Here is a 24,388-nt window from a genome sequence, read left to right on the forward strand (position 1 = left end):
CTGCAGGCGGTGGCCGGCGGGCGGGCCGAGCTTGCCCCGGCGGCGGTGCCGCGCGCGCCGGAGCCAGAGGCGGTCGGCTTCGCGCGGTTCGAGGATGCGCTGGCGGCGCTCGCCGAACACCGCGAGCTGCGCCTGCTCGACCAGGTCGAGCAGTTCATCGAGCTGGTGGACTACCGCCCCGGCTCCATCGAGTTCCACCCCGCCGCCGGCGCCCCGGCCGATCTCGCCTGGCGGCTCGGGCAGACGCTCAGCCGGATCGGCGGGCAGCGCTGGTCGGTCGCGGTGAGCGACGGGCGCGGCGCGCCCACCGTGGCGGCGCAGCGCCGGGCGGCGGCGGCGGCGGCGCTCGAGGCGGTGGCGGCGCATCCGCTGGTCGCCCAGGCGCTCGAGGCCTTCCCCGGCGCCGAGATCCGCGCTATCCGGCCGATGACGCCGGAGACCGATCCGGCGCCCCAGGCCGGGGATTATCTCGCCGCGCTCCCCGAGGAGGACGACGAGATCGAGGACGACGACCCGATGCTGGTGGACCACACCGATCCGTTCGAGGAGGGCTGACATGCTCAAGGGACTTGGCGACATGGGCCGGCTGATGAAGCAGGCGCAGGAGATGCAGGCCAAGATGGCCGAGGCGCAGGCGCGCATCGCGGAGATCGAGGCCGAGGGCAGCGCCGGGGCGGGCATGGTCACCGTGACCGCCGGCGCCGACGGCACGCTGAAGCGGCTGCATGTCGATCCGGGGCTGCTCTCGGGCGAGGAGGAAAAGGAGGTGCTCGAGGATCTCATCGTCGCCGCGGTCAACGATGCCGTGGCGCGCGCCCGCGAGGCCGGGCAGGCCGAGATGGCCAAGGTGACCGAGGGGCTCGAGCTGCCCCCCGGCATGAAGCTTCCCTTCGGCTGAGGGGGCGCGCCATGTCCGGGGAAGACGACATCGCCGATACCGACGAGACCGAGCTCGACGACGCCGCTTCCGATGCGGGCGCCGAGGGGTTCGCCGCCGCCTATGGCGGGGCCGGATGGTCGCCGCGCGAGGCGGGGCACGACGAGGAGCTCGGCTCGATCTGGGCGGCCTGCGGCATCCGCAACGAATGGGCGCCGCTGACCCGCGTGGTGCTGCGCGCGCCGGGGCCGGCGCTGGCCGATGCGGCCGAGGCGCCGAATGCCAGCCAGCTGCTCGCGCCGCTCGATCTCGGCCGGGCCCAGGCCGAGCACGCGCAGCTCGTCGCCGCCTATCGCGCGGCCGGGGTGGAGGTGCTGGAGCTGCCGCCCTCCGAGACCCATGCCAACGCGATGTTCTGCGCCGATCTCTTCGCGATGACGCGCGAGGGGGCGATCCTGGCGCGGCCCGCCTCCACCGTGCGCGCCGGCGAGGAGGTGGCGATGGCGGCGGCGCTGGCGGCGGAGCGGGTGCCGATCCTCGCGACGCTGACCGGCGACGCGGTGTTCGAGGGCGCCGACCTGATGTGGGTCGATGAGGAGACGGTGCTGTTCGGCCGCGGCCTGCGCAGCAACGATGCGGCGCTCGACCAGATCGAGCGGGTGCTCGACGGCATGGATGCCGGCGCCACCGCGGTGGACCTGCCGGTCGGCACCATGCACCTGATGGGGATGCTGCGCATTCTCGCCGCGGATCTCGCGGTGGCCTGGCCGGGGCGCACGCCCCATGCCGCGGTGCAGCTGCTGCGCGACTGCGACTATCGCGTGGTGTTCCCGCCGATGGATCTGGCGCCGGCGGAGCTCGGCACCGGGCTCAACGCGGTCACGCTCGGCCCGCGCAAGGTGCTGATGCCGGGGGGCTGCCCGGGGATGCGGGCGTTCTACGAGGCGCAGGCGGTCGAGGTGATCGAGACGCCGATGGACGAGCTGCGCAAGGCCGCCGGCGCGATGGGGTGCCTGACCGGCATCCTGGCGCGCGGCTGAGCCCGGCCGGGCCGGCGGGGCGGGCGCGATGGCGGGTGACGACGAGCGCCGGGGCGACGGTGGGGGCGGCGGTGACGGCCACGGCGGCTTCGGCGAGGCCGGCGCCGCCGGCCTGCCGCCGGCGCCGGGCGGCACCGGCAGCGGCGGCGACGAGCTGGAGACGCTGATCGAGCTGATGGCCCGGTTGCCGGGGTTCGGGCCGCGCTCGGCCCGGCGCGCCGCGCTGGCCATGGTCAAGAAGCGCGAGCGGCTGCTGCTGCCGCTCTCGCAGGCGCTGGCGGTGGTGGCGCAGTCGGTGCGCAACTGCGCGACCTGCGGCAATGTCGCTACCGCCGAGGAATGCCCGATCTGCGTCGATCCGCGGCGCGACCGGCGGCTGCTCTGCGTGGTGGCCGAGGTCGCCGATCTCTGGGCGCTGGAGCGCGGCGGCGCCTTCCGCGGGCGCTATCACGTGCTCGGCGGGCTGCTCTCGGCGCTCGACGGGGTGACGCCGGAGAGCCTGCGGATGCCGCAGCTCGCGGCCCGGGTGGCGGCGGATGAGGTGACCGAGGTGATCCTGGCGCTGCCCGCCACCATCGACGGGCAGACCACCGCGCATGTGGCGGCCGAGCACCTGGCGCCGACCGGGGTGCAGGTCTCGCAGCTCGCGCGCGGCGTGCCGGTGGGCGGCGATCTCGACTATCTCGACGACGGCACGCTGGCGGCGGCGCTGGCGGCGCGGCAGGCGCTGTGAGCGGCGCCGGGCCGGGCGACTGGCTGGCGCCGGATCTCGAGGCGATCGGGGCGCTCGCCGAGGCGGCGCGCGCGGCGCTGCCGCCGCCCTTCGCCGCGGTGGCGGCGGGGGTGCTGATCCGCGTCGCCGACCATGCCGATGACGAGACGCTCGACGATCTCGGCATCGAAGACCCCTACGAGCTCACCGGGCTCTATCGCGGCCAGGCGCTGACCCAGCGCTCGGTGGAGGACTGGGGCGGCATGCCGGACGAGATCTGGCTCTACCGCCGGGCGATCCTCGACGAATGGGCGGCGCGCGGCGATGTCACGCTCGGCGCGCTGGTGGCGCATGTGCTGGTGCACGAGATCGCGCATCACTTCGGCTGGTCGGACGACGACATCGCGGCGGTGGACGACTGGCGCCTCTGACGCCGGCCGGGCGCCTGCCCGCGGCATTGCGCCTCTGCACACGGGACAGCAGCAATCCAAGGGGGCGCGATCATGTGGATCAGATACAAGACCGCGGAGGGCGACACGCCGGCCACCATCGCCAGGAAGTTCAAGCTGAAGGACCCGAAGGTCCTCCTCGCCAATCCGAAGAACAAGGGCCTGAAGGCGCAGCTCGCGAAGCGCGACCCGCTGCCGAAGGGCACGGTGATCTGGGTGCCGGACCCGGGCGCGCGGGTCTTTGTCACCAAGGATGGCGGCAAGGATGTCGTGATGGAGGCGGACAAGTGGCGCAAGACCCAGGCCGCGCTCAACAAGCGCATGGACCAGGTGGCGCGATCGCTGCGCCGGCAGTTCGACATGGCCGAGGCGCGCCATGACGCGCAGGACGCGGTGAACGAGGAGTTCCCCGTCGTCTCCTTCTTCACCAGCAAGTGGTTCGGCAACGATGTCGGCCGCGAGCCGGTGCCGCAGTTCCGCAAGGCCAAGGCGGCGGTGGAGAAGCTGGAGAGCACCGTCTCGGCGCGCAACTACAAGAATTTCGAGGCCGATGCGAAGGCCGCGGAGAAGGCGATCAACGCCTACCGCGCCGCCATCGGGGCCTGGATCAAGCAGCTCACCGGTTCTGCGGAGAACTGGGTCAAGGGGCTCTCGATCACCCGCGATGTGAGCTTCACGGTGTTCGGCGCCGCGGCGATGACCGTGGCCGCGCCCGCCTCGCTCGGCGCGACGCTGGCCTGGGGCGCCGGGGTGGGGGCCTCGAGCGGCTTCATGCAGTCCGCCGCGACCGAGGCCGGCAAGGGCCTCGCCGGCGACAAGCTCGACCCGCTGCAATCGACCAGGAACATCGCCGCCGCGATGGCCAAGGGCGCCGGCTTCGGCATGCTCGGCGCCGGGCTATCGCGGTTCTTCGCCAAGCATGTCGCCGGCAAGCTCGCGGAGAAGCTGCTGAGCGGGCCGGTGGCGCAGAAATTCGCGCTGAAGATGGCGATGCGCACGAGCTGGCTGAAATCGCTGACCGAGCGGATGATGCAGCAGGAGATCCGCATCCTGGTCCATGCCGGCAAGCTGCCGCCCTCGGCGATCCCCACCTTCACCTACAAGCTGTGCCAGGGCGACTGGCTGATCCGCACGCAGCAGCAGGTGATCGCGAAATTCGTCACCCGGCTCGGGATGGGCACGGCGATGAAGGTGCTCGGCGCGGTGATGTTCGGCGGCGGCCGCAAGCCGGTGGAGGACTATGTCAAGGCCAACCAGCTCAAGCTGAAGGGCAGGATGTCGGAGGCGCAGCTCGGCGAGAAGATCGCCAGGGCGGTGGAGAAGGACCCGCTGATGGAGACCGCCTTCACCCAGATCGTGGCGGAGAACAAGGCCGGGCTCGAGGCGGAGCTGCGCAAGGTGCTCCGCGCCGAGATCGTGGCGATGGCGAAGAAGCATCCCGTGCCGGCCTGACCGGGGCACCGCCGGGCGAGGCGCGGCCGGCCAAGGCTGGGCGGGCCGGGGCGCAGTGGCTCCGCGGGCGGCGGGCGCCCGCCGCCTCAGCCGAGGATCGCCGGCAGGTCGAGCCCGTGCTCGCGGGCGCAGTCGCGCGCGATGTCATAGCCGGCATCGGCGTGGCGCATCACGCCGGTGGCCGGGTCGTTCCACAGCACCCGCTTCAGCCGCCGGGCGGCGTCTTCGGTGCCGTCGGCCACGATCACCATGCCCGAATGCTGCGAATAGCCCATGCCGACGCCGCCGCCATGGTGCAGGCTCACCCAGGTGGCGCCGCTCGCGGTGTTGAGCAGCGCGTTCAGCAGCGGCCAGTCGGAGACCGCGTCGGAGCCATCCAGCATCGCCTCGGTCTCGCGGTTGGGGCTGGCCACCGAGCCGCTGTCGAGATGGTCGCGCCCGATCACCACCGGCGCCGAGAGCTCGCCCTTCGCCACCATCTCGTTGAAGGCGAGGCCGGCGAGATGGCGCTCGCCGAGGCCGATCCAGCAGATCCGCGCCGGCAGGCCCTGGAAGGAGATCCGTTCCCGCGCCATGTCGAGCCACTGGTGCAGGTGCGTGTTCTCCGGGAACAGCTCCTTCATGCGCTGGTCGGTCTTGTAGATGTCCTCCGGATCGCCCGAGAGCGCGGCCCAGCGGAACGGCCCGACGCCGCGGCAGAACAGCGGGCGGATATAGGCCGGCACGAAGCCGGGGAAGTCGAAGGCGTCGGCCAGGCCCTCGTCCTTGGCGACCTGGCGGATGTTGTTGCCATAGTCGAGCGTCGGCACCCCGGCGCGCCAGAAGGCCAGCATCGCCTCGACATGGGTGCGCATCGAGGCGCGCGCCGCCGCCTCCACCGCGGCCGGATCGCTCTGGCGCCGCGCGCGCCAGTCGGCCAGGCTCCAGCCCGCCGGGAGGTAGCCGTTGAGCGGATCGTGGGCGGAGGTCTGGTCGGTGACGATGTCCGGCCGCGGCCCGGTGCCCTCGGCCATGCGCCGGGCGATCTCGGGGAAGATCTCGGCGGCGTTGCCGAGCAGGCCGACGGATTTCGCCTCGCCCGCCGCGGTCCAGTCGGCGATCAGCGCCAGCGCGTCGTCGAGCGTATCGGCGCGGGCGTCGACATAGCCGGTGCGCAGGCGGAAATCGATGCGCTCGGGGTCGCATTCCACGGCGAGGCAGGCGGCGCCGGCGAAGACCGCCGCGAGCGGCTGCGCGCCGCCCATGCCGCCGAGCCCGGCGGTGAGGATCCAGCGCCCGGCGAGGCTGCCGTCATAGTGCTGGCGCCCGGCCTCGGCGAAGGTCTCGTAGGTGCCCTGCACGATCCCCTGGCTGCCGATGTAGATCCAGCTCCCCGCGGTCATCTGGCCGTACATCATGAGCCCCTTGCGATCGAGCTCGTTGAAGTGCTTCCAGGTGGCCCATTCCGGCACGAGGTTGGAATTGGCGATCAGCACGCGCGGGGCGTCGCGATGGGTCGGGAACACGCCGACCGGCTTGCCGGACTGCACGAGCAGGGTGTGCTCCTCGTCGAGCCGGGCCAGCGTCGCGGCGATGCGGTCGAAATCGTCCCAGGTCCGGGCGGCGCGGCCGATGCCGCCATAGACCACGAGTTCGTGCGGCGCCTCGGCGACCTCCGGGTCGAGATTGTTCATCAGCATCCGGAGCGGCGCCTCGGTGGTCCATGACCGGCAGCTGAGCTCGGGCCCGCGAGGGCTGCGGACGGTGCGGAGATTGTGGCGCGGATCGGTCATGGCTCGGCTCCCGGATGTTGTCCTGCGCAAGGCTTGGCCGTTCCGCCATGGCATGGCAAGCCTTCTCGGCGCTCGGCGCTCGGCGCTCGGCGCTCGGCGCTCGGCGCTCGGCGCTCGGCGCGGCAGTGCCCGGTCCGGCGGCGCGGGGAATGGCGGTGCGCGCAGCGGCCCGCCGCCATCCCCCGCCCGCCCACCCGGATGCCGGCGGGCTGCTGCGCGCACCGCCGGCATCCGGCGCACCCCGCCTCGGCCGACCGGTGGCACGGTGTTCGGGTGCGGCGTGCGGGCGGCCCGGCGGGCGCGGGTGGGTGGGCGGGGCGCCCGCCGGGCCGCCCGCCTCCGGCTCAGCCTGCGGCGAGATCGGGGAAGAGGCCGTGCCCCGCCGCGGTGTGCACCGCGCCCGTGCGCACCAGCGCCGTGGCGGCGGCGATGTCCGGGGCCATGTGCCGGTCGTGCTCGAGCGCCGGGATGTCGAGCCGCAGCCGCCCGATCAGGTCGCGCAGCGGCGCCGAGGTGGTCAGCGGGCGGCGCAGCTCCACCCCCTGCGCCGCCACCAGCAGCTCGATGCCGATGATATGCGCGAGGTTCTCCGCCATCTCGGTGAGCCGCCGCGCGCCGTGGCAGGCCATGCTGACATGGTCTTCCTGGTCGGCGCTGGTCGGCGTCGAATCGACCGAGCGCGGATTGGCCAGCGCCTTGTTCTCCGACATCAGCGCGGCCGAGGTCACCTCGGCGATCATGAAGCCCGAGTTCAGCCCCGGCTCCGGCGCCAGGAAGGCCGGCAGGCCGAAGGACAGCGTCGGATCGACCAGCAGCGCCACCCGCCGCTGCGCGATCGCCCCGACCTCGGCCAGCGCCAGCGCGATCTGGTCGGCCGCGAAGGCCACCGGCTCGGCGTGGAAATTGCCGCCGGAGAGGATGTCGCCGTCGCTCAGCACCAGCGGGTTGTCGGTGACCGCGTTGGCCTCGATCCGCAGCACCCGTCCGGCCTGGCGCAGCAGGTCGAGGCAGGCGCCGATCACCTGCGGCTGGCAGCGGATGCAATAGGGATCCTGCACCCGCTCGTCGCCGTCGCGGTGGCTCTCGCGGATCTCCGAGCCGGCGAGCAGGCCGCGCAGCGCCGAGGCCGCCTCGATCTGGCCGGCATGGCCGCGCAGCGCGTGGATCTCGGGCCGGAACGGCGCCGGCGAGCCCATCGCCGCATCGGTCGAGAGCGCGCCGGTGGCCAGCGAGGCGGTGGCATGGCTCCAGCCCTCGAACAGCCCGGCCAGCGCCAGCGCGGTGGAGACCTGGGTGCCGTTGATCATCGCCAGCCCCTCCTTGGGGCCGAGCAGGATGTGGTGCAGCCCCTCGGACTGCAGCGCGTCCTCGGCCGGCACCTCGTGGCCGCGGTGCAGCACCGTGCCCTCGCCGATGACCGCCGCGGTGAGATGCGCCAGCGGCGCGAGATCGCCGGAGGCGCCCACCGAGCCCTGCGAGGGGATGATCGGCTGGATCTCGTGCGCCACCAGCGCCTCGAGCGCCTCGATCAGCTCCCAGCGCACGCCGGAGGCGCCGCGGCCGAGCGAGAGCAGCTTGAGCGCGATCACCAGCCGCACCACCGGGGCGGCGAGCGGCCTGCCGACGCCCGCCGCATGGCTGCGGATCAGGTTGCGCTGCAGCGCCGCGGTGGAGGAGGAGGGGACGCGCACGCTGGCGAGCTTGCCGAAGCCGGTGTTGACGCCATAGACCGGCGTCTCGCCGCTGGCCGCCTCGGTGATGCGGGCGGCCGCGGCCTCCACCGCGGGGCGGGCGGCCCGGTCGAGCCGGAACGGCTCGCTGCCGCGATAGATCGCCTCGAGGGTATCGAGCCCGGCCTCGCCGGGCGTCAGCACGATCATGCCCGGCCTCCCGTGAGGCGCTGGTGCAGCGGGTTGTCGCCGATGCGATAGGCCAGCTCCTCCGGCGTCTCGATGTTCCAGATCGCGATGTCGGCGGCCTTGCCGGCCTCGATGGTGCCGGTCTCGGCGCCGAGGCCGAGGGCGCGGGCCGCCTCGCGCGTCGCGCCGCCGAGCGCCTCGTCCGGGGTCAGGCGCAGCAGGGTGCAGGCCATGTTGAGCGCCAGAATCAGCGAGGTCATCGGCGAGGAGCCCGGATTGGCGTCGGTCGCCACCGCGATCGGCACGCCGGCCTCGCGCAGCAGCGCCACCGGCGGCGCCTGGGTCTCGCGCAGGGTGTAGAAGGCGCCGGGCAGCAGCACCGCCACGGTGCCCGCCGCGGCCATCGCCTGCACCCCCGCCGCGTCGAGATATTCCAGATGGTCCGCCGAGAGCGCCCCGTGCCGCGCCGCCAGCGCCGCGCCGCCGAGATTGGAGAGCTGCTCGGCATGGAGCTTCACCGGCAGGCCGAGCGCCCTGGCCGCGGCGAAGACCCGGGCCATCTGCTCGGGGCTGAAGGCGATGCCTTCGCAGAACCCGTCGACCGCATCCGCCAGCCCCTCGGCCGCCGCGGCCGGCAGGATCCTGTCGCAGACGAGGTCGATATAGGCGTCCGAGCGGCCGGTGTATTCCTCCGGCAGGGCATGGGCGGCGAGGCAGGTCGTCACCACCCGCACCTGGCGCGCCTGGCCGAGCGCGCGGGCGACGCGGAGCATGCGCAGCTCGGTCTCGAGGTCGAGCCCGTAGCCCGACTTGATCTCCACCGTGGCGACGCCCTCGGCGATCATGGCATCGAGCCGCGTGAGCGCGCCGGCGAGCAGCTCGCCGTCGGAGGCCGAGCGCGTCGCCGTCACGGTCGAGCGGATGCCGCCGCCGGCCCGCGCGATCTCCTCGTAGGAGGCGCCCTCGAGCCGCAGCGCGAATTCCCGCGCCCGATGGCCGCCGAACACCAGATGGGTGTGGCAGTCGATCAGCGCCGGCGTCGCCAGCCGCCCGCCATAGTCGCGCCCGGGCCAGCGCGCCATCTCGCGGGGCAGCTCCTCCGCCGGGCCCGCAAAGGCGATGTGTCCGTCGCGGATCGCGATCACCCCGTCCGGGATGGTGCCCGTGCCCGGCGCCGCCATGGTGGCGAGCCGCAGCCCGGTGAGCACCTGTCCGCCCGAAAATCCGGCTGCCATGCGTTTCTCCTCCTGACCGCGCGGGGTTGCATCCCTACACTGCGCCCCTGGCGATTTGCTTAGACCAGCGGGAGGCGGTTGACCATGGCCGAGACGCGAGAGGACAGCCGGGGGATCTGGGCGGCGCGGGCGCTGCTGCCCGAGGGCTGGGCGGGGCCGGTGCGGCTGACGCTCGCCGGCGGGCGGATCGCGGCGCTGGGCGCGGCGGCGGCGCCGGGGCCGGGCGACACCGCGGCCGAGATCCTGGTGCCGAGCCCGGGCAACCTGCATTCCCACGCCTTCCAGCGCGCCATGGCCGGGCTGACCGAGCGCCGCGGCACCGGGACCGACAGCTTCTGGACCTGGCGCGAGCTGATGTACCGCTTTCTCGGCCGCATCACGCCGGAGCAGGTCGAGGCGATCGCGGCGCAGCTCTATGTCGAGATGCTGGAGGCGGGCTTCGCGCGGGTCGGCGAGTTCCACTACCTGCACCACGGGCCGGACGGCGCGGAATACGCGATGCCCGGCGAGATGGGTCGGCGCATCGCCGCCGCCGCCGAGGCCACCGGGATCGGGCTGACGCTGCTGCCGGTGCTCTACATGCAGGGCGGGGCGGACGGGCGGGCGCTCGCCGGCGGGCAGCGCCGCTTCGGCTGCGATCCGGCGGGCTTCGCGCGGCTGCTCGAGGATCTGGCGGCGGCGCTGCAAGGCGCGCCGGAGGACTGGCGCCTCGGCGTCGCGCCGCATTCGCTGCGGGCGGTGCCGCCGGCGGCACTCGCCGAGGCGGTCGCGCTGCGCCCCGAAGCCCCGGTCCACATGCATATCGCCGAACAGGTGGCGGAGGTCGCGGAGATCGAGGCGGCGCATGGCGCCCGGCCCGTCGAATGGGCGCTGGAGAACCTCGGGCTCGATGCGCGCTGGTGCCTGATCCACGCCACGCAGATGACCCCGGCGGAGACCGACGGGCTCGCCGCCAGCGGCGCGGTTGCCGGGCTCTGTCCGATCACCGAGGCCAATCTCGGCGACGGCATCTTCGACGGCGCGCGCTTCCTCGCCGCGGGCGGCGCCTTCGGGGTCGGCTCGGATTCCAACATCCGCATCGGGCTCGCCGAGGAGCTGCGCCAGCTCGAGCACTCGCAGCGGCTGCGCGACCGCGCGCGGGCGGTGCTGGCGGAGCCCGGCGGCTCGGTCGGGCGGCGGCTCTACGAGGGCGCGGCGCGGGGCTCGGCGCGGGCGCTCGGGCAGCCGCAGGGCGGGCGGATCGCCCCCGGCGCGCCGGCGGATCTGGTGGCGCTCGATGCCAGCGCGCTCTGCCTCGCGGCGCGCGAGGGCGATGCGCTGCTCGACGGATGGATCTTCGCCGGCGACGACCGGGCGGTGGTGCGGGAGGTCTGGTCGGCCGGGCGGCATGTGGTGCAGGCCGGCCATCACCTGGCGCGCGAGGCGGTGGCGGCGCGCTACCGCAGGGCGCTGGGGGAGCTGCTGGCGGGCTGAGCGGCGGCGGCCTCATCGCGGCAGACGCTTCCCCCGAACGCGCGCGCCAGGGCTGCGCGGCTCTCCCGCGCGGCCCGGCGGCCTGCCTGCCCGATCGGTTGTCGTTTCGCCTGCCGGGGCCGTCAGGCCCCCGTCGTCACCAGCCCTCGCAGGGGCAGGGGCCGGGGCGGCCGCCGATGCGGTCGCCGCCGGGGCCGCTGCGCCAGCGGCCGTCATGCCAGCCCTCCGGATGCCAGTTGCCCTGCCGGTCGTAGTAGCCCTGGGCACGGTTGGCACGGAACCAGTGGCCATTGGAGAGATAGTAGTACTGCCCGGTCTCGGGATCGTAGCGCCAGGCGAAGTCCGGGCCGCTGGGGAAGCGGTGGCTGTCGTCGATCGCACCGCGCGCCGCGGCGAGGCGGCTCTCGAGATCGCCGCGCTGGAAGGCATCCGGCCCGCCATCGAAGACGCCCAGCGTCTCGGGGTGCCAGTAGACCCGCGGCTTCGGCGCCGGCACCTGCACCGCGCTCAGGGGCAGCGTTCCGGGCTGCTGCCGGGACTGGTCGCCGGCCCCGTCGCCGGCGCTCTCGGCGCCCTGGGCGGTCTGGTCGGGGGTCGGCTCCGGGGTCGGCGCGGGCGCGCCGCCAGCCTGGGCGCCGGCCTGGGCCCCGGCCTGGGCAAGAATCTCCTCGGCATCGACGAGGCCGCCGGTCACCGGCTGCTCCGGCGTGGCCGCGGGGGCGGGAGCCGGTCCGGGCGCAGGCTCGGGCAGGATCTCGCCGGTGGTCGCGGCGATCTGCGCCCAGACACCGTCGAGCATCGCGCCGGCGCCGGCATTGGCGGGGGCGGCGGCAAGGGCGAGGGCGAGCAGGCCCGCCGTCACTCCGGGAATATGTTTCGACATGACTGCCTCCGGTCAGCTTGGATCTCGGCTGGGCGCAGGACGCCCGCATGAAGGGAACGATGCCCGCAGCAGGCCGGCTTTCGCGCCGGTCAGGCCGAAACCCGGCGATATTTCGCAGCGGCCCTGCCGGGGGCGGTCGGTTGCGGCACGAAATCGGCCCTGATCCTGCAATCGCCACGGGTGTCGTCACGGGTGCCGGCGCGGCGCGGTCCGCATTGGCGCTGTTGGCGGCGGACGGGGCGTTGGGCTATCTTGGCCTTCGCCGAAACCCGTGTCACGCGTGCATTTGAGGAATCCGGCCATGGCCCTGGCGAAGACGATCGGCACGTTGTTACTGGCGGCGGCTCTGGGGCTCGGCCCCGGCGGGACGGCGGGCGGCCCGGCACGGGCGCAGACCGCGGCACACGACACCGGCGACGCGCTCGGCGCGGTCCGGGCGGTGTTCTACCACGAGCTCGGCCACGGGCTGATCGACGTGCTCGGCCTGGATGTCGTCGGCGCCGAGGAGAGCGTGGTCGACGAGTTCTCCACCATGCTGCTGATCCTGCAGGGGCGGCGCGACCGGCGCCATCTCGACGCGCTGATCGCCGCGGCGCGGTTCTGGTATCTCTCGGGCGACCCGGCGCGGGCGGCGGCGCCCTACTGGGCGAGCCACGAGATCGGCCCGGCACGCGGCTTCGCGGTGCTCTGCCTGATGCATGGCAGCGATCCGGCGCGGTTCCACGCGGCGCTCTCCGAGCTCGGCGTGCCGGGGCGGCGGATGAAGCGCTGCGAGACCGAGTATGCCGCGAAGTCGGCGGCCTGGATCAACATCCTGAACCCCCATGTCCGCCCCAATGCGCCGGCCGCCCGGCAGGGCCGCATGGTGCCCGCCTATGGCCCCGCCGGCACGCCGGAGACCGAGGGCGTGCGCCGGATCTGGCAGCAGGCGGGCTTTCTCGAGGGGCTCGCGGCGGAGGCCGGGGCGATCTTTCCGCTGCCGGCGGAGATGCCGCTCACGGCGCGCGACTGCGGCGAGGCCAATGCGTTCTGGGACGGCCAGGGCATCGTGCTCTGCTACGAGATGCACGCGATGATCGCCGGGCTGTTCCGCAGCGCCCGCGGCGGCGACGGGCCGGCGCCGGGCAGCGACGGCATCGCGGTGCAGGCCGACGGCTACAGCGGCTCGGTCAATCTGCGCTCGCTGTTCGAGGCGGAATGAGCCGGCGCGCGCCGCAGCCGGCGGAGGTGCGACGGCCTGCCGCAAGCGGGCGGCGCTCCCGTTGCGGCAAGAGTGTCATCAGGAAACCGGAGGGCGGGATGAGGAGCAGAGCGGCCCGGATCGCGGCGCTGGCGCTTGCCGCCGCGCTCGGCTGCGCCCTCGGGCCGGCGGCGGCGCGGGCCGAGCTGCTGCCCGCGCCGGGGGCACCCTGCGCCGCCTGCTATGCGCTGGTCGCCGATCTCGCCGGCAACGACCGCACGGCAGCGCTCCGGGCCGAGGCGCTGGAGGCGCGCGGCTACGAAGTCACCCGGCTCGACGCGCCGCCGGCGCACCGGCTGCATCATCATCTCGACCGGCTGTTCCGCATCGGCGGCGCCGAGCCCGGCGCCCGGCTGGTGCTCTGGCTGAGCGGCGCGGCGGAGCCCGCGGCCGGGGGCGGGGCAGGGCTGGCGCTGGTGTTCCCGGCCGCCCCGCCCGCGCCCGGCGCGCCGGCGGGGCAGGGGGCTGGCGGGCTCGATCTGCGGTATCTCCTGCGCCTGGCGCGCGAGAGCGCCGCGGCGGAGGCGCTGATCGTGCTCGACGCCGCGCTGCCCGGAGACGCGCCGCTGCCGCTCGCCGCCGAGGCCGGGGCGGGGGCCCCCGCCCGCGTGCTGGTGACCCGCAGCCCGGGGCGCGCCACGCCGCTCGGGCCGGTCTTCGAGGCGCTGACCACGCCGCCCGCGCCGGTGGCGCTCGAGGCGGTGCGGGTCGGCTTCGACGCGGTCGCCCGCGCCGGCTGGCTGGTGGCGCCCGAGGAGGTTGCCGCGCCGCGCCGCACCGCTCCCACGGGCCCCGGCATCGGCGGGCTCGGAGAGGGCGCCCGCGCGGTGCCGGTGCCGCCGCTCGCCGCGCTCCGCGCGCCGGGGGTGGAGAGCCCGCCGCCCGATCTCGCCGGCGCCGGGCCGCTCTGCGACCGGCTGGCGGCCGATCCCTCCGACCCGGCGACACGCGGCACCGGCGTGCCGGACGACCGGCTCGACGGCCCGGCCGCGGCGCAGGCCTGCGGCGCGGCCATGCTCGGCCAGCCCGGCGAGCCGCGCTATGCCTACCAGTATGCCCGCGGGCTGGCGAAGCTGCGCCGCACCGCGGAGGCGCTGCGCTGGCTCCGCCGCGCCGCCGATCTCGGGCACCTGCCGGCGGTCTACACCTATGGCGTCGTGATGCATGGCAACGGCGCCGGGCAGGACCCGCGCCTCGGCCTCGCGCTGATCGAGCGCGCGGCGCAGCAGATGTTCCTGCCCGCGGTCTATCGCTATGCCGACATCGCCGAGCGCGGCCAGGGCGCCGACCCGGCGCGCGCCGCCGCCTTCCTGCGCCAGGCCGCCCGGGCGGGCGATGCCAGCGCGGCGCTGCGGCTGGCCGACCGGCTGGCCGGCGATCCGGCCCGCGGCGAGGCCGAGGAGGCCGAGGCGCTGGCGCTCTACCGGCTGGCCATGGGCGCCGGTCTGGCGCGCGCCCGCGAGGGCGCCGAGGCGATGGAGCGCGCCCTCGCGGCCCGCAACACCATGGCCGCCGCCGCCCGCTGCGACCGGCTGCTGGATTTCGACATCATGGCGATCGAGGACTATCTCGACCTGCCGACCGCCGAGAGCTGGCGCCCCGTGGTGCAGGCCCGCGTCGAGCGCGCGCTCGGCCGGATCGACCGCAGCAGCCTGCTCGAGCGCTGCGCCGAGCTGGTCCATGCACCGGGCACCGAGCCGGCCGTGCTGGCCAAGATCGGCTATGCCATGTGGAAGGTCGGCGAGGAACTCTCCGGCACCGAGATCACCCTGCGCAGCGGCGAGAACTGGACCGATGTGGTCAGCATCGCCGCTGCCGGGGGCGAGCCGACCGCGCTCTATCTCGAGGGGCTGTCGCGAATGCTCTTCGCGATCCGCTATCTCGGCGCGGGCAAGACCGTCGAGGCCGGCGACCGCAGCTTCCGTGCCTCGGCGAGCTTCGCCGCGGCGCATGCGGCCGGCATCGCCCAGGCGGGCTACTATTACGGCCTGCTCAACCTCAACGGCAGCTTCGCCGATCTGCCCGGGTTCCGCCCCGATCCGCAGGCCGCGCTGCGGGTGCTGGAGCCGCTGGCCGCGCGCGCGCCGCGGGCCAGGGCGCTGCTCTGCGACGTCTATAGCGGCGCCGGAAAGTACCGACACCTAAACTATTTGCAGGACCCGCGTCGGGCCAGCAGGCTAGGATGCCGTTGAGTCGCGTCCGGCCCGCACTGGCCCTTTGCGCCGCCGAAGCCGAAGCAGGGAGTGCCGTCATGTGTCACCTCGCCCACCCGTCCCGCCAGCTCAGCCGCCGGGGCCGGCGGCCCGCATTGGCGCTCGCGATCGGGCTCGCGCTGGCCGCCCCCGCGGCGCTGGCGCAGTCCGGCGGCGGGCTCGGCGGGCTGCTCGGGCTCGAGGCGCCGCAGGCCGGCGCGGAGACGGCACCGGCAGCCGCGGCGGGCCCGGGGATCGATCCGCTGACGGCGATCCCGGCGCCGCCGCCGGGCGATCCGCTGGGCGCGGCGGACCGGGCCGACTGTGCGGCGCTGGCGGCGGACGAGGCCGAGAAGATCGGCTGCGGCAGGGCGGCAAGCCGCGGCGCGGCGCTGGCGCCGGCAGCGGCGCCCGGGGCGGCTGCCGCGGCTGAAGGCGCGGCCGGCGGCACCGAATTGGCGCAGGCCGAGCCGCCGGCGGCGGAGCCGGCCGAGCCCGCCCCGGCGCCCGTGCTCAACCCCCAGCTCAGCCCGGGGCTCAGCCGCGTGCTCGGCTTCCTGAAGCCCAAGGACGCCCCGGCCGAAGAGGTCGTGGAGGACGCCGCCGGAGAGACTGCCGGAGAGGCCGCCGAGGAGGCCGGCGCCCCTGCGCCCGAGGCCGCGGAGGCGTCGGGCGCGCCGGAAGCCACCGGGGCCGCTGGCGCCGCGGATGCCAGTGGCGGGGCTCCGGCGGTGACCGGCGCGCTGGGCCAGGCGCTCGGCCTGCCGCTCGGCGGCGCGGGCAGTGCCGGCGAGGGCGCGGCGGGGTCAGGCTCCGGCACGGCTGGCGGCAGCGAAACCGCGGGCAGCGGGAGCGCGGGCGCCGGCACCGCGTCCGGCGGCGAGGCGAGCGGCGGCGGGCTGCTCGATCTCGGCCTCGGCGGGGGCACGGCGGCGCCCGAGGAGACCGCCGCCGGCAGCGATGCGGCGGGCAGCGACACCGCCGGCAGCGATACGGCAGGCGGTGATACGGCGGGCAGCGGCACGGCGGGCGGCCAGCCCTCGGGCGGCGGCCTCTTGAATCTCGGGCTTGGCGGCAGCACCGGCGGCGGGAGCGGCGAGGCCTCCGGCGGAACCGGGCAGGGCTCGGGCGAGGCGGCCTCCGGCGGGGCGGGGCAACCCTCCGGCGGCGGGCTGCTCAATCTCGGGCTCGGCGGCGCCGCGGGCGGTGCCGGCGCCGACGAGACCGGCGGCGACACCGGCGGGCCGAGCGGCACTGTCCTCGACCTCGACGCCGAGGGCAAGACGCCCCCCGGCGCCGGCGGCGGCACCGGCGCCAGCACCGGCCCGAGCACCGGCGGCGGAACCGGCACTGGCACTGGCACTGGCGCCGGCTCCCAGCTCGCCATCGACCGGCCCGGCGATGTGACGCTGCCGCCGATGCCCGGCACCCGGCCGATGAAGCGCGACGACCTGCCCGGGCTCGACCGGCGCATCCTCACGCTGCCCGGCGCGATCCTCGCGGTGGACCCGATCGCCGGCGGCGCGGAGGAGCTGCCCGCCTTCTCGATCTTCTACGTCTACAACGAGCGCAGCCAGGACGGCGCCGCATGGCTGCAGGTCGGCCGCTCCGCCGGCGGCCGGATCGACGGCTGGATCCGCAAGGACCAGACCGAGGACTGGAAGACCATGCTGGTGATGCAATACGCCCCCAAGGGCGCGCGCGAGCGGGTGCTGTTCTTCAAGCGGCGCAACGACCTGATCCAGTTCGTCCGCGACCCGCATGTCGCGCAGGAGGCGGGCTACGCCTATGAGGACATCGAGGCGGGCGCCTATGACGGCGACTATTTCACCGCCATCGAGCCGGCCACCGAGGTCGATCCGGAGCGGCCCTACCTGATGCCGATCCTCGACCATCACGAGGACATGTTCGACAATCTCGAGGAGGTCACGCTGGTCGAGGTGGCGGGGCTCAACCTCGAGGCCGGGCCGGCGCAGGCGGATGTTTCGGAGACCGAGAACTTCGACGCGCCGCGGCGCTCCTCGGCGATCCGCGACTTCCGCTTCGGCGTGGTCTTCGCGATCGACACCACCTCCTCGATGGGCCGCTACATCGACCACACCCGCGCGGTGGTCTATTCGGTGATCAAGGGCTTCGCCGATGCCGGGCTCGACGACAAGGTGGATTTCGGCCTCGTCGGCTATCGCGACAACACCGCGCCGAACCCGGCGATCGACTATGTGACGCGGGTCTTCCAGCCGCTCGACCCGAATGCCGACATTCCCACCGTGCTCGGCAATTTCGACCGGATGGCGCCGGTGACGGTCTCCACCAAGGGCTGGGACGAGGACGCCTTCGCCGGGCTCGACAGCGCGCTCAACACGATGGACTGGTCGCCCTACGATCTGCGCATGGTGGTGCTGATCACCGATGCCGGCGCCCGCCGCGGCACCGATCCGATGGCGCAGAACCCCGGCTACGACGTGCTCAACATCCGCGAGAACGCCGACCGGCTCGGGGTTGCGCTCTCGGTCATCCACCTGCTCACCCCGGAGGGCGCGCGGGCCGGCAACATCCCCCCCGCGCAGCAGGTCTATGCCGAGATCGCGCGCACCGGCGATACCTCCACCACCAAGTATTTCCCGGTGGACACCACCCGGGGCGACGCCTTCCTCGGGCAGATCCAGTCCTTCGCCGACGGGCTGGTCGGGGCGGTCTCGCAATCGGCCCGCGGGCGCCGGGTGGAGCGCGTCGAGGCGGTCGAGACCATGGGCGATGCGCTGGTCAACGAGGTGTTCCGGGCGCAGCTCGAATATCTCGGCGCGCGGCAGGGCCAGGCGGCGCCGCGCTTCTACCGCGCCTGGGCGGCGGACCGGGACCTGATGAACCCGCGGCTCGATGCGCTCGACGTCAAGGTCTTCGTCACCCGCCAGCAGCTCTCGGCGCTGATGGAGGGCTCCGAGGCGATCCTGATGGCCTATGAGAGCCAGGAGACCGGGGGCGGCGACTTCTTCGCCCTGATGCGCAGCTTCTCCGCCGCCTCGACGGTGGAGGGCGCCGGCACCCGCACGCTGCAGGAGGCGGGCGATCTCTTCCCCTCCTTCCTCAAGGCGCTGCCCTACAAGTCCGACCTCTTGGCGCTCGACGAGGACACCTGGAGCGCCAGCGGCCCCTCCTTCCAGCGCGAGCAGACCGAGGCGCTGCGCAACAAGCTCCGCGCCTATCGCGACATCGCCGGCTCGGAGATCGGCTGGATCGATCTCGGCGCCGGCAACCGGGCCGAGGATGTCTATGCCGTGAGCCTCGAGCTGCTGCCGTGAGCACGCCGGTGCCGGTGCTGGAGGTCGAGGGGCTGGCCTTCTCCCGCGGGCCGGGGGCGGAGGATTTCCGCCTCAGCCTGCCGGCGCTGCGGCTGGCCCGCGGCGGCTTCCTGGCGCTGGCCGGCGAGAGCGGCTCGGGCAAATCCACGCTGCTCGACCTGCTCGGCCTGATCGAGCGGCCGGGCCGCGTGGCGCGCTTCCGGCTCTGCGGGCGGGACCTCGCGCCGGCGCTGGCGGCGGGCGATCTCGAGGCGGTGGCGGCGCCGCGGCGCAGCCTGCTCGGCTACATCCTCCAGTCCGGCGGGCTGCTGCCGTTCCTGACGGTGGCCGACAACATCGCGATCACCCGCCCGGCGGACCGCCCGGCGCCCTTCGCGGTGGGTGATCTGGCGGCGCGGCTCGGGCTCGAGGGGCTGCTGCGGCGCAAGCCCGAGGCGATCTCCATCGGCCAGCGCCAGCGGGTGGCCATCGCCCGCGCCATCATGGGCGACCCGGCGGTGATCCTGGCCGACGAGCCGACCGCGGCGCTCGACCCGCCGACCGCGCGGGCGACGCTGCGGCTGCTCTGCGCGCTGGCCGCCGAGCGCGGCACCGCGGTGGTGATGGCGAGCCATTCCTGGGCGCTGATCCGCGAGTTCTCGCTGCCGGTGCTGACCGCGCGGATGGCGCCGGAGGCGGATGGCGGCGGCGTCGTCTTCGCCCCCGGCAGCGCCGAGGGGCTGGCGGCATGAGCGCCCCGGCGGCCCCCGCTCCGGCTCCCCGTCCGGCCCCTTCTCCGGCCCCTTCTCCGGGCGCGGCGCCGGCGCCGATGGGGCTGCCGGTCTGGCGCCTGGCCACCGCCGACCTGCTGCATGAATGGCCGACCGCGCTGGTCGCCGTGCTCGGGGTGACGGTGGCGCTGGCGCCGCTGCTGATCCTCTTCGGGCTCTGGTTCGGCGTGGTCGAGGCGATGCGCAGCCAGCTCGCCGAGAACCCGGCCACCCGCGAGATCCGCCACCGCGCCATCAAGGCCCTGCCGGAGGGCTTCTTCGAGGCCGCCCGGGCGCGGCCCGAGACCGGCTTCCTGATCCCGCGCACCCGCTACGTGAACCTGCAGGTGACGCTGCAGAACCGCGCCGCCGCCGACGGCCAGCCGGCCGAGGTGATCCTCGCGCCGACCGGGGCGGGCGATCCGCTGCTCGGCTTCGCCGGGCTCGGGGTGCCGCAGGGCGATGCGCTGGTGCTCGGCGCCCGCGCGGCGGAGGCGCTCGGCGCGGCCCCGGGCGACAGGCTGCGCCTCGTGCTGGCGCGGCGCGCGGCCTCCGGCCGGCGCGAGCGGGTGGCGGTGCCGCTCACCGTCGCCGGCATCCTGCCCGCCGAGGTCGAGCCGGCGAAGAAGGCCTATGCGCCGCTGCCGCTGCTCGCCGAGATCCAGGCCTATCAGGAGTGGATCGCCGTGCCCGCGCGCGGCTGGGAGGGCGATGCGCCCCGCGGCGACCAGTGGGGCGGCTTCCGCCTCTATGCCCGCGATCTCGACAGCGTCGAGCCGCTGCGGCGCTGGCTCGCGGGGCAGGGGCTCGACGTCACCTCCGAGGCCGAGCGCATCGCCTTTGCCGGGCGGGTGGACCGCGATCTCGGCCGGCTGTTCTATGCGATTCTCGGGCTCACCCTCACCGGATACGTGCTCAGCATCGGCCTCACCCAGGCCGCGGCGGTGGCGCGCAAGCGGCGGATCTACGCGACGCTGCGCCTGATAGGCTATCGCGGCCGCGCCATCGCCGCCATGCCGGTGCTGCAGGGCGCGGCGATCGCGCTCGCGGGTGCCCTTGCGGCGCTCCTTGTGTATCATGCCATACAGCCGGCGATCGGGGCGCTGTTCCGCGACCTTGTCGCAGGGGAGGGGGGGCTGATGCGCCTGCCCTGGCGCCATGCGGCTGCGGCACTTCTGGGCAGTGTCGCGGTGGCGGCGCTGGCCAGCACCGTCGCGGCCCGCCGGGCCCTCACGATCTCACCCGCGGAGACGCTCAGAGATGCCTAAGACCGCCCACGCCTTCCTCCTCCTCGCCGTTGCGCTGCTTGCCGCCCGTGCCGGTGCAGAGGACCGCCCGCCGCCCTGCGCCTTCGACGACCCCGCGCTGGCGGTGGCGGCGCGCGAGGGCGGCGAGCCGCTCGCCTGCCGCCAGCTCGACCGCGCGGCGGCGCGGCCGGAGCATCTGGTGCTGCCGATGCCCTGCGGCCACCAGATGCATTTCCGCCGGGTCGATGTCTCGGTCGATCACGTGCTCGACCACGAGCCGGCGCGCTTCGGCGACCCCAACGCGGCGCGCGCCTCCGGCCCGCAGGCCGCCGTGGTCGCGCCCTGGTACGACGTGCTCTCCGGCGCCTTCACCGTGACCGGGCCCGACGGCGGCGTGACCGACCGGGCCTATTACCTCGGGCAGTACGAGATCACCCTGCCGCAATGGCATCTCTTCACCTCCGGCGTCTTCGAGGCCGGGCCGGTGGCCTACAACCCCGACGCGCCGGCCTGCGCCGGGCACCGCGCCTGGCTCGAGGCGGGCGGCCTGCGCGACGGCTATGGCCGGCCCGATCTCGTGCTGCCGGCGACCGGGCTGACCTGGTTCGAGGCGATCGAGTTCTCGCGCGCCTACACCGCCTGGCTGCTGTCGATCGACAAGATCCTGATCGGCCAGGGGGATCGCCCGGTGCTGCCCTGGGAGGCCGGCTCCTCGGGCTTCGTGCGCCTGCCGACCGAGGCGGAATGGGAATATGCCGCGCGCGACGGGCGCACCGGGGCGGATGCGCAGAACCGCCGCCTGCACCTCGTGCGAAAGGACGGCGAGGAGGTTACCCCCTCGCTCGCCGAGATCGCGCAGACCGAGGGCTGGGGCGGGCACAAGACCGGCGGCGCCGGCCGGCTGATGCCCAACCTGCTGGGGCTGCACGACATGCTCGGCAATGCCGAGGAATTCGTGCTCGACCTCTTTCGCGCGACGCGGCCGGACGGGCTGCATGGCAGCCGCGGCGGCGCGGTGCTGCGCGGCGGCTCGCCGGCAACGCCCGAGGCCAACATCGCGGTCGGCTATCGCCGGGAATCGGCGCTCTACGGCTATGAGGGCGTGGCGCGCGAGCCGCTGGCGGGTGCGCGCATGGCGGTCTCGGCGCCGTTCTTCGTCTATGGCGCGGCGGCGGATGCGCCGTTCCGCTTCGACCAGCTCGCCAACCGGCCGCTGGAAGAGGCGCTGACCGCGAGCCGCGAGCGGCTGGTCGGGCGCGTCGCCGAGGTCTCGGACCTCTCCGACCTCGTGGCCCGGCTCGAGGGCGAGGCGGTGACCACGCCCGAGGAGGCGCGCAGGCTGCTGGAGGACGGGCTCAGGCTGCTCGAGAGCGCCTCCGCCGAGAGCGCCACCGCGGCCCGGGAGGCGCTGCGCCAGCGGCTGATCTCCGGCGCCGCGCTCTCCGCCTCGATCTTCCGCACCGGGGCGAATGTCTTTGCCGGCATCGTGCGCGTCGACAACATGCTCAAGTCGATCGACGGCAACCCGAAATTCCAGGGCGAGGCGAAGGCCGCGGCGCTGGAGCGGGTCGAGGCGGTGCGCGGCGAGCTGGTGCTGCGCGAGCGCGAGATCGAGGCGATCTATGCCGGCTATCTCGACAATCTCGCGGCGCTCGCCGCCGAGCCCGATCCCGAGCTGCTCGCGGCGATCATCGAGGACACCGCCGGCCGCTTCGACGCGCCGGGGCTCGAGAAGCTCGCCGAGGCCTATGCCCGCCAGACCGCCCATCTGGCAGAATGGCGCGAGCGCGGTGCCCGCGACGACGAGATGGCCGGCCGCTGGCTCTACGAGATCGACGAATACCGCGAGAGACGCGATCAACAGAGAGAGAACTGATGGTATTGAAGCGCTTGTCCGCCGCCCTTTCGGCCGTCGCCCTCCTCGGGCTCGCGGCCCTCGCGCTGCCGCCCGCCCGGGCGCAGGCCCAGTCCACCGAGCAGGCGATGCTCGCCGTCGAGGAGGCGGAGCTGCGCGAGCGGCTGATGACGGCGCTGGCGGTGGCCGAGAGCGTGCGGCTGCGCGGGCGGACCATCCTCGTCGCGATGAGCGAGATCGGCCGGGTGCGCCGGCGGGTCGACAAGATCGACCCGACCTCCGAGCGCCGCGCCGAGTTCGAGGCGCGGCTGAAGAAGCTGGAGCTGCGCCGCATCGAGCTCGACGGCGAGGTCGATACCGAGTTCCAGAGCTACATCGTGCTGATCGCCGAGATCTCCGAGGAGCTCTGGTCGCGGATCGACCGGGTGGGCGACGGGCTGGCGCGCGACCTGGCCGAGCGGCGGCTCTCGCGGCTGGCGCAGCTCTACCCGGTGGTCAAGCGCCATATCGAGGAGTTCAACAAGGCCCGCTCGGTCACCCAGGCGGTGACCGAACGCTGGCGCCGCGAGGTCGACGACACTTACGAGATGCGCCAGGAGCGGCTGCGCGCCGCGCCGCCGCCCGAGCCATCGCTAGCCGATCCAGATGAGAAAGAGGAGGACATCTGATGTCGCCAGGAACAGCTATTGCACTGCCCGCCGGGCCGCTCGCCCGCATCGGCCGGCGGCTCGGGCGCGCGCTGACCGGGCTCGCGGTCGGCGGCGCGCTGGCGCTTCAGGGCTGTGCCCCGGTGGCGGGGGTGGATGCCGACGACTTCTGCTCGCAGCACCGCGCGGTGATGGTCAAGGAGCAGGAGCGCTTCAACGAGACCATCGCGATCGGCGCGATCTCGGGGGCGATCGCCGGCGGCATCATCGGCGGGCTGGCCTCGGGCGACGTCACCGGCGCGCTGATCGGCGCCGTGGTCGGCGGTGCCACCGGCGCGCTCGGCGGCTATCTCACCGCGAAATCGCGCCAGGGCCGCAACCGGGCCGAGATCCTCAACGCGATCAACCAGGATGTCCGCGCCACCCGCGGCTTCGTCACCCAGCTCTCCGAGAGCGTGCGCCGGCTCAACACCTGCCGCGCCAACGAGGTCAACGATCTCAGCCGGCGGATCCAGTCCGGCCAGCTCTCGGGCGAGGCGGCGCGGGCCGAGCTCGCGGTGCTGCGCCAGCGCATCGCCGACGACCGCCGGCTGGTCAACCAGGTGATCGGCGAGGTCGACGAGAACCGCGGCGTGTTCGCCGACGCGCTGGCCAAGACCAGCCAGGTCGACCGCGACATCGTGGTCTCCTCGCGGGTGCAGAGCTACCAGCCGCAGACCACGAGCTACACCTCCTCGCTCTCGGCCGGCACCGTGCTGGAGAGCCCGGGCGGGCGCACCCGCTATGCCTCGGCCGGGGTCAACGTGCGCACCGGGCCCGGCACCGAGTTCGACAAGATGGGCGTCTTCTACAAGGGCCAGCGGGTCGGCTATCTCGGCGATGCCGGCGGCGGCTGGAGCCGCGTCTCGGTGCCCGGCGGCGAAGGCTTCGTGGCCAGCAAGTACCTCGCCACCAGCCGCCCGAGCAGCGGCAGCCAGGTCGCGGCCGCACCGCCCAAGGCCACCGGCAAGTTCGAGCCGCCGCGGGTCGAGGCCCGCGCCCAGCCGCGCGCTTCGAGCGACATCGACGAGCTGACCATCCAGGCGAGCAACCTCAAGGCCGAGGACCAGGCCTTCGAGGCGGCGGTGAGCCAGGAGCTCGACGCGCTCGAGGCGCTGGCCGCCTGATGACCGGCCGCGCCTCCGCGGAGGCGCGGTTGCGCCGGGGGGCGCTGCTTGCGGCGCTCCTCGCGGGGGGATGCGCGGGCCTGGCCGCCTGCGCACCCGCCCCGCCGCCGCCGGGGCCGCTGCCGGAGCCTCTGCCGGAGCCGGCAGCGCCCGCGCCGGCGCCGCCCGTGGCCAACTTCGCGGGCGGCTATCGCCGGGAATCGGCGCTCTACGGCTATGAGGGCGTGGCGCGCGAGCCGCG

Annotated in this window: 19 protein-coding genes and 1 pseudogene; 16 read left to right on the top strand and 4 right to left on the bottom strand. The window is 74.5% G+C overall.

The window, feature by feature from the left end; genetic code table 11:
• The 6 genes and pseudogenes from QSJ97_RS22560 to QSJ97_RS22585 all read left to right on the top strand — a co-directional run.
• Positions 1-555: pseudogene (locus QSJ97_RS22560) on the top strand (hypothetical protein); the annotation flags it as partial.
• Between the two features lies 1 nt (position 556).
• Positions 557-898 carry a YbaB/EbfC family nucleoid-associated protein gene (locus tag QSJ97_RS22565; protein ID WP_285674620.1) on the top strand — a complete coding sequence of 114 codons (342 nt, stop codon included), beginning with the start codon at positions 557-559 and terminating at the stop codon, positions 896-898.
• A gap of 11 nt (positions 899-909) precedes the next feature.
• A complete protein-coding gene (locus tag QSJ97_RS22570; protein WP_285674621.1) occupies positions 910-1,917 on the top strand; it encodes a dimethylarginine dimethylaminohydrolase family protein in 1,008 nt (335 codons plus the stop codon).
• A gap of 112 nt (positions 1,918-2,029) precedes the next feature.
• Complete coding sequence (recR, locus tag QSJ97_RS22575; RefSeq protein ID WP_434220953.1) at positions 2,030-2,650, top strand: recombination mediator RecR; 621 nt, start codon at positions 2,030-2,032, stop codon at positions 2,648-2,650.
• The gene (locus QSJ97_RS22580) at positions 2,647-3,060 is read left to right on the top strand and encodes a metallopeptidase family protein (protein WP_285674623.1); all 414 of its coding nucleotides are present in this window, start codon (positions 2,647-2,649) and stop codon (positions 3,058-3,060) included. The genes recR and QSJ97_RS22580 overlap by 4 nt, the downstream gene beginning before the upstream one ends.
• Before the next feature lie 72 nt (positions 3,061-3,132).
• Complete coding sequence (locus tag QSJ97_RS22585) at positions 3,133-4,530, top strand: hypothetical protein (protein WP_285674624.1); 1,398 nt, start codon at positions 3,133-3,135, stop codon at positions 4,528-4,530.
• A gap of 86 nt (positions 4,531-4,616) precedes the next feature.
• On the opposite strand, the gene hutU is transcribed toward QSJ97_RS22585, so the two are convergent.
• From hutU to hutI, 3 genes are all read right to left on the bottom strand, one after another.
• Positions 4,617-6,302 (bottom strand): urocanate hydratase, encoded by a 1,686-nt coding sequence (hutU, locus tag QSJ97_RS22590; RefSeq protein ID WP_285674625.1) that lies wholly within the window; start codon positions 6,300-6,302, stop codon positions 4,617-4,619.
• Between the two features lie 344 nt (positions 6,303-6,646).
• Complete coding sequence (hutH, locus tag QSJ97_RS22595) at positions 6,647-8,182, bottom strand: histidine ammonia-lyase (RefSeq protein ID WP_285674626.1); 1,536 nt, start codon at positions 8,180-8,182, stop codon at positions 6,647-6,649.
• Complete coding sequence (gene hutI / locus QSJ97_RS22600) at positions 8,179-9,396, bottom strand: imidazolonepropionase (RefSeq protein WP_285674627.1); 1,218 nt, start codon at positions 9,394-9,396, stop codon at positions 8,179-8,181. Before hutI ends, hutH begins: the two co-directional genes overlap by 4 nt.
• Positions 9,397-9,480: 84 nt before the next feature.
• Between hutI and QSJ97_RS22605 the strand changes: the two genes are divergently transcribed.
• Positions 9,481-10,869, top strand: coding sequence for a formimidoylglutamate deiminase (locus QSJ97_RS22605; protein ID WP_285674628.1), 1,389 nt, complete (start codon positions 9,481-9,483; stop codon positions 10,867-10,869).
• 136 nt (positions 10,870-11,005) lie between these two features.
• On the opposite strand, the gene QSJ97_RS22610 is transcribed toward QSJ97_RS22605, so the two are convergent.
• Positions 11,006-11,752, bottom strand: coding sequence for a hypothetical protein (locus QSJ97_RS22610; protein ID WP_285674629.1), 747 nt, complete (start codon positions 11,750-11,752; stop codon positions 11,006-11,008).
• Positions 11,753-12,053: 301 nt separating this feature from the next.
• Here QSJ97_RS22610 and QSJ97_RS22615 point away from each other — a divergent pair, with 301 nt between their 5' ends.
• The 9 genes from QSJ97_RS22615 to QSJ97_RS22655 all read left to right on the top strand — a co-directional run.
• On the top strand, positions 12,054-12,953 hold the full coding sequence (locus QSJ97_RS22615) for a DUF4344 domain-containing metallopeptidase (protein WP_285674631.1): 900 nt from the start codon (positions 12,054-12,056) through the stop codon (positions 12,951-12,953).
• Positions 12,954-13,051: 98 nt separating this feature from the next.
• The gene (locus QSJ97_RS22620) at positions 13,052-15,184 is read left to right on the top strand and encodes a tetratricopeptide repeat protein (protein WP_285674633.1); all 2,133 of its coding nucleotides are present in this window, start codon (positions 13,052-13,054) and stop codon (positions 15,182-15,184) included.
• Positions 15,185-15,243: 59 nt separating this feature from the next.
• On the top strand, positions 15,244-18,483 hold the full coding sequence (locus tag QSJ97_RS22625; protein WP_285674634.1) for a vWA domain-containing protein: 3,240 nt from the start codon (positions 15,244-15,246) through the stop codon (positions 18,481-18,483).
• Positions 18,480-19,214 carry an ABC transporter ATP-binding protein gene (locus QSJ97_RS22630; protein WP_285674635.1) on the top strand — a complete coding sequence of 245 codons (735 nt, stop codon included), beginning with the start codon at positions 18,480-18,482 and terminating at the stop codon, positions 19,212-19,214. Before QSJ97_RS22625 ends, QSJ97_RS22630 begins: the two co-directional genes overlap by 4 nt.
• Before the next feature lie 77 nt (positions 19,215-19,291).
• Entirely contained in the window at positions 19,292-20,500 is a 1,209-nt protein-coding gene (locus QSJ97_RS22635) for an ABC transporter permease (RefSeq protein ID WP_285674637.1), read from the top strand.
• A complete protein-coding gene (locus tag QSJ97_RS22640; protein ID WP_285674639.1) occupies positions 20,493-22,355 on the top strand; it encodes a formylglycine-generating enzyme family protein in 1,863 nt (620 codons plus the stop codon). The genes QSJ97_RS22635 and QSJ97_RS22640 overlap by 8 nt, the downstream gene beginning before the upstream one ends.
• The gene (locus tag QSJ97_RS22645; protein WP_285674641.1) at positions 22,355-23,002 is read left to right on the top strand and encodes a hypothetical protein; all 648 of its coding nucleotides are present in this window, start codon (positions 22,355-22,357) and stop codon (positions 23,000-23,002) included. Before QSJ97_RS22640 ends, QSJ97_RS22645 begins: the two co-directional genes overlap by 1 nt.
• Positions 23,002-24,147, top strand: coding sequence for an SH3 domain-containing protein (locus QSJ97_RS22650; RefSeq protein ID WP_285674642.1), 1,146 nt, complete (start codon positions 23,002-23,004; stop codon positions 24,145-24,147). Before QSJ97_RS22645 ends, QSJ97_RS22650 begins: the two co-directional genes overlap by 1 nt.
• Positions 24,147-24,388: hypothetical protein (locus tag QSJ97_RS22655; RefSeq protein WP_285674643.1), on the top strand; the 242-nt coding region annotated here is incomplete at its 3' end. The genes QSJ97_RS22650 and QSJ97_RS22655, both read left to right, overlap by 1 nt.

This window comes from Paralimibaculum aggregatum (assembly GCF_030270585.1).
Lineage (GTDB): Bacteria > Pseudomonadota > Alphaproteobacteria > Rhodobacterales > Rhodobacteraceae > Thermohalobaculum > Thermohalobaculum aggregatum.

Excerpts from the sequence above, each read along its gene's own strand:
- QSJ97_RS22565 (WP_285674620.1), top strand. The coding sequence starts at position 557 with ATGCTCAAGGGACTTGGCGACATGGGCCGGCTGATGAAGCAGGCGCAG.
- QSJ97_RS22570 (WP_285674621.1), top strand. The coding sequence starts at position 910 with ATGTCCGGGGAAGACGACATCGCCGATACCGACGAGACCGAGCTCGAC.
- QSJ97_RS22585 (WP_285674624.1), top strand. The coding sequence starts at position 3,133 with ATGTGGATCAGATACAAGACCGCGGAGGGCGACACGCCGGCCACCATC.
- hutU (WP_285674625.1), bottom strand. The coding sequence starts at position 6,302 with ATGACCGATCCGCGCCACAATCTCCGCACCGTCCGCAGCCCTCGCGGG.
- hutH (WP_285674626.1), bottom strand. The coding sequence starts at position 8,182 with ATGATCGTGCTGACGCCCGGCGAGGCCGGGCTCGATACCCTCGAGGCG.
- hutI (WP_285674627.1), bottom strand. The coding sequence starts at position 9,396 with ATGGCAGCCGGATTTTCGGGCGGACAGGTGCTCACCGGGCTGCGGCTC.
- QSJ97_RS22605 (WP_285674628.1), top strand. The coding sequence starts at position 9,481 with ATGGCCGAGACGCGAGAGGACAGCCGGGGGATCTGGGCGGCGCGGGCG.
- QSJ97_RS22610 (WP_285674629.1), bottom strand. The coding sequence starts at position 11,752 with ATGTCGAAACATATTCCCGGAGTGACGGCGGGCCTGCTCGCCCTCGCC.
- QSJ97_RS22615 (WP_285674631.1), top strand. The coding sequence starts at position 12,054 with ATGGCCCTGGCGAAGACGATCGGCACGTTGTTACTGGCGGCGGCTCTG.
- QSJ97_RS22620 (WP_285674633.1), top strand. The coding sequence starts at position 13,052 with ATGAGGAGCAGAGCGGCCCGGATCGCGGCGCTGGCGCTTGCCGCCGCG.
- QSJ97_RS22625 (WP_285674634.1), top strand. The coding sequence starts at position 15,244 with ATGTGTCACCTCGCCCACCCGTCCCGCCAGCTCAGCCGCCGGGGCCGG.
- QSJ97_RS22635 (WP_285674637.1), top strand. The coding sequence starts at position 19,292 with ATGGGGCTGCCGGTCTGGCGCCTGGCCACCGCCGACCTGCTGCATGAA.
- QSJ97_RS22640 (WP_285674639.1), top strand. The coding sequence starts at position 20,493 with ATGCCTAAGACCGCCCACGCCTTCCTCCTCCTCGCCGTTGCGCTGCTT.
- QSJ97_RS22645 (WP_285674641.1), top strand. The coding sequence starts at position 22,355 with ATGGTATTGAAGCGCTTGTCCGCCGCCCTTTCGGCCGTCGCCCTCCTC.
- QSJ97_RS22650 (WP_285674642.1), top strand. The coding sequence starts at position 23,002 with ATGTCGCCAGGAACAGCTATTGCACTGCCCGCCGGGCCGCTCGCCCGC.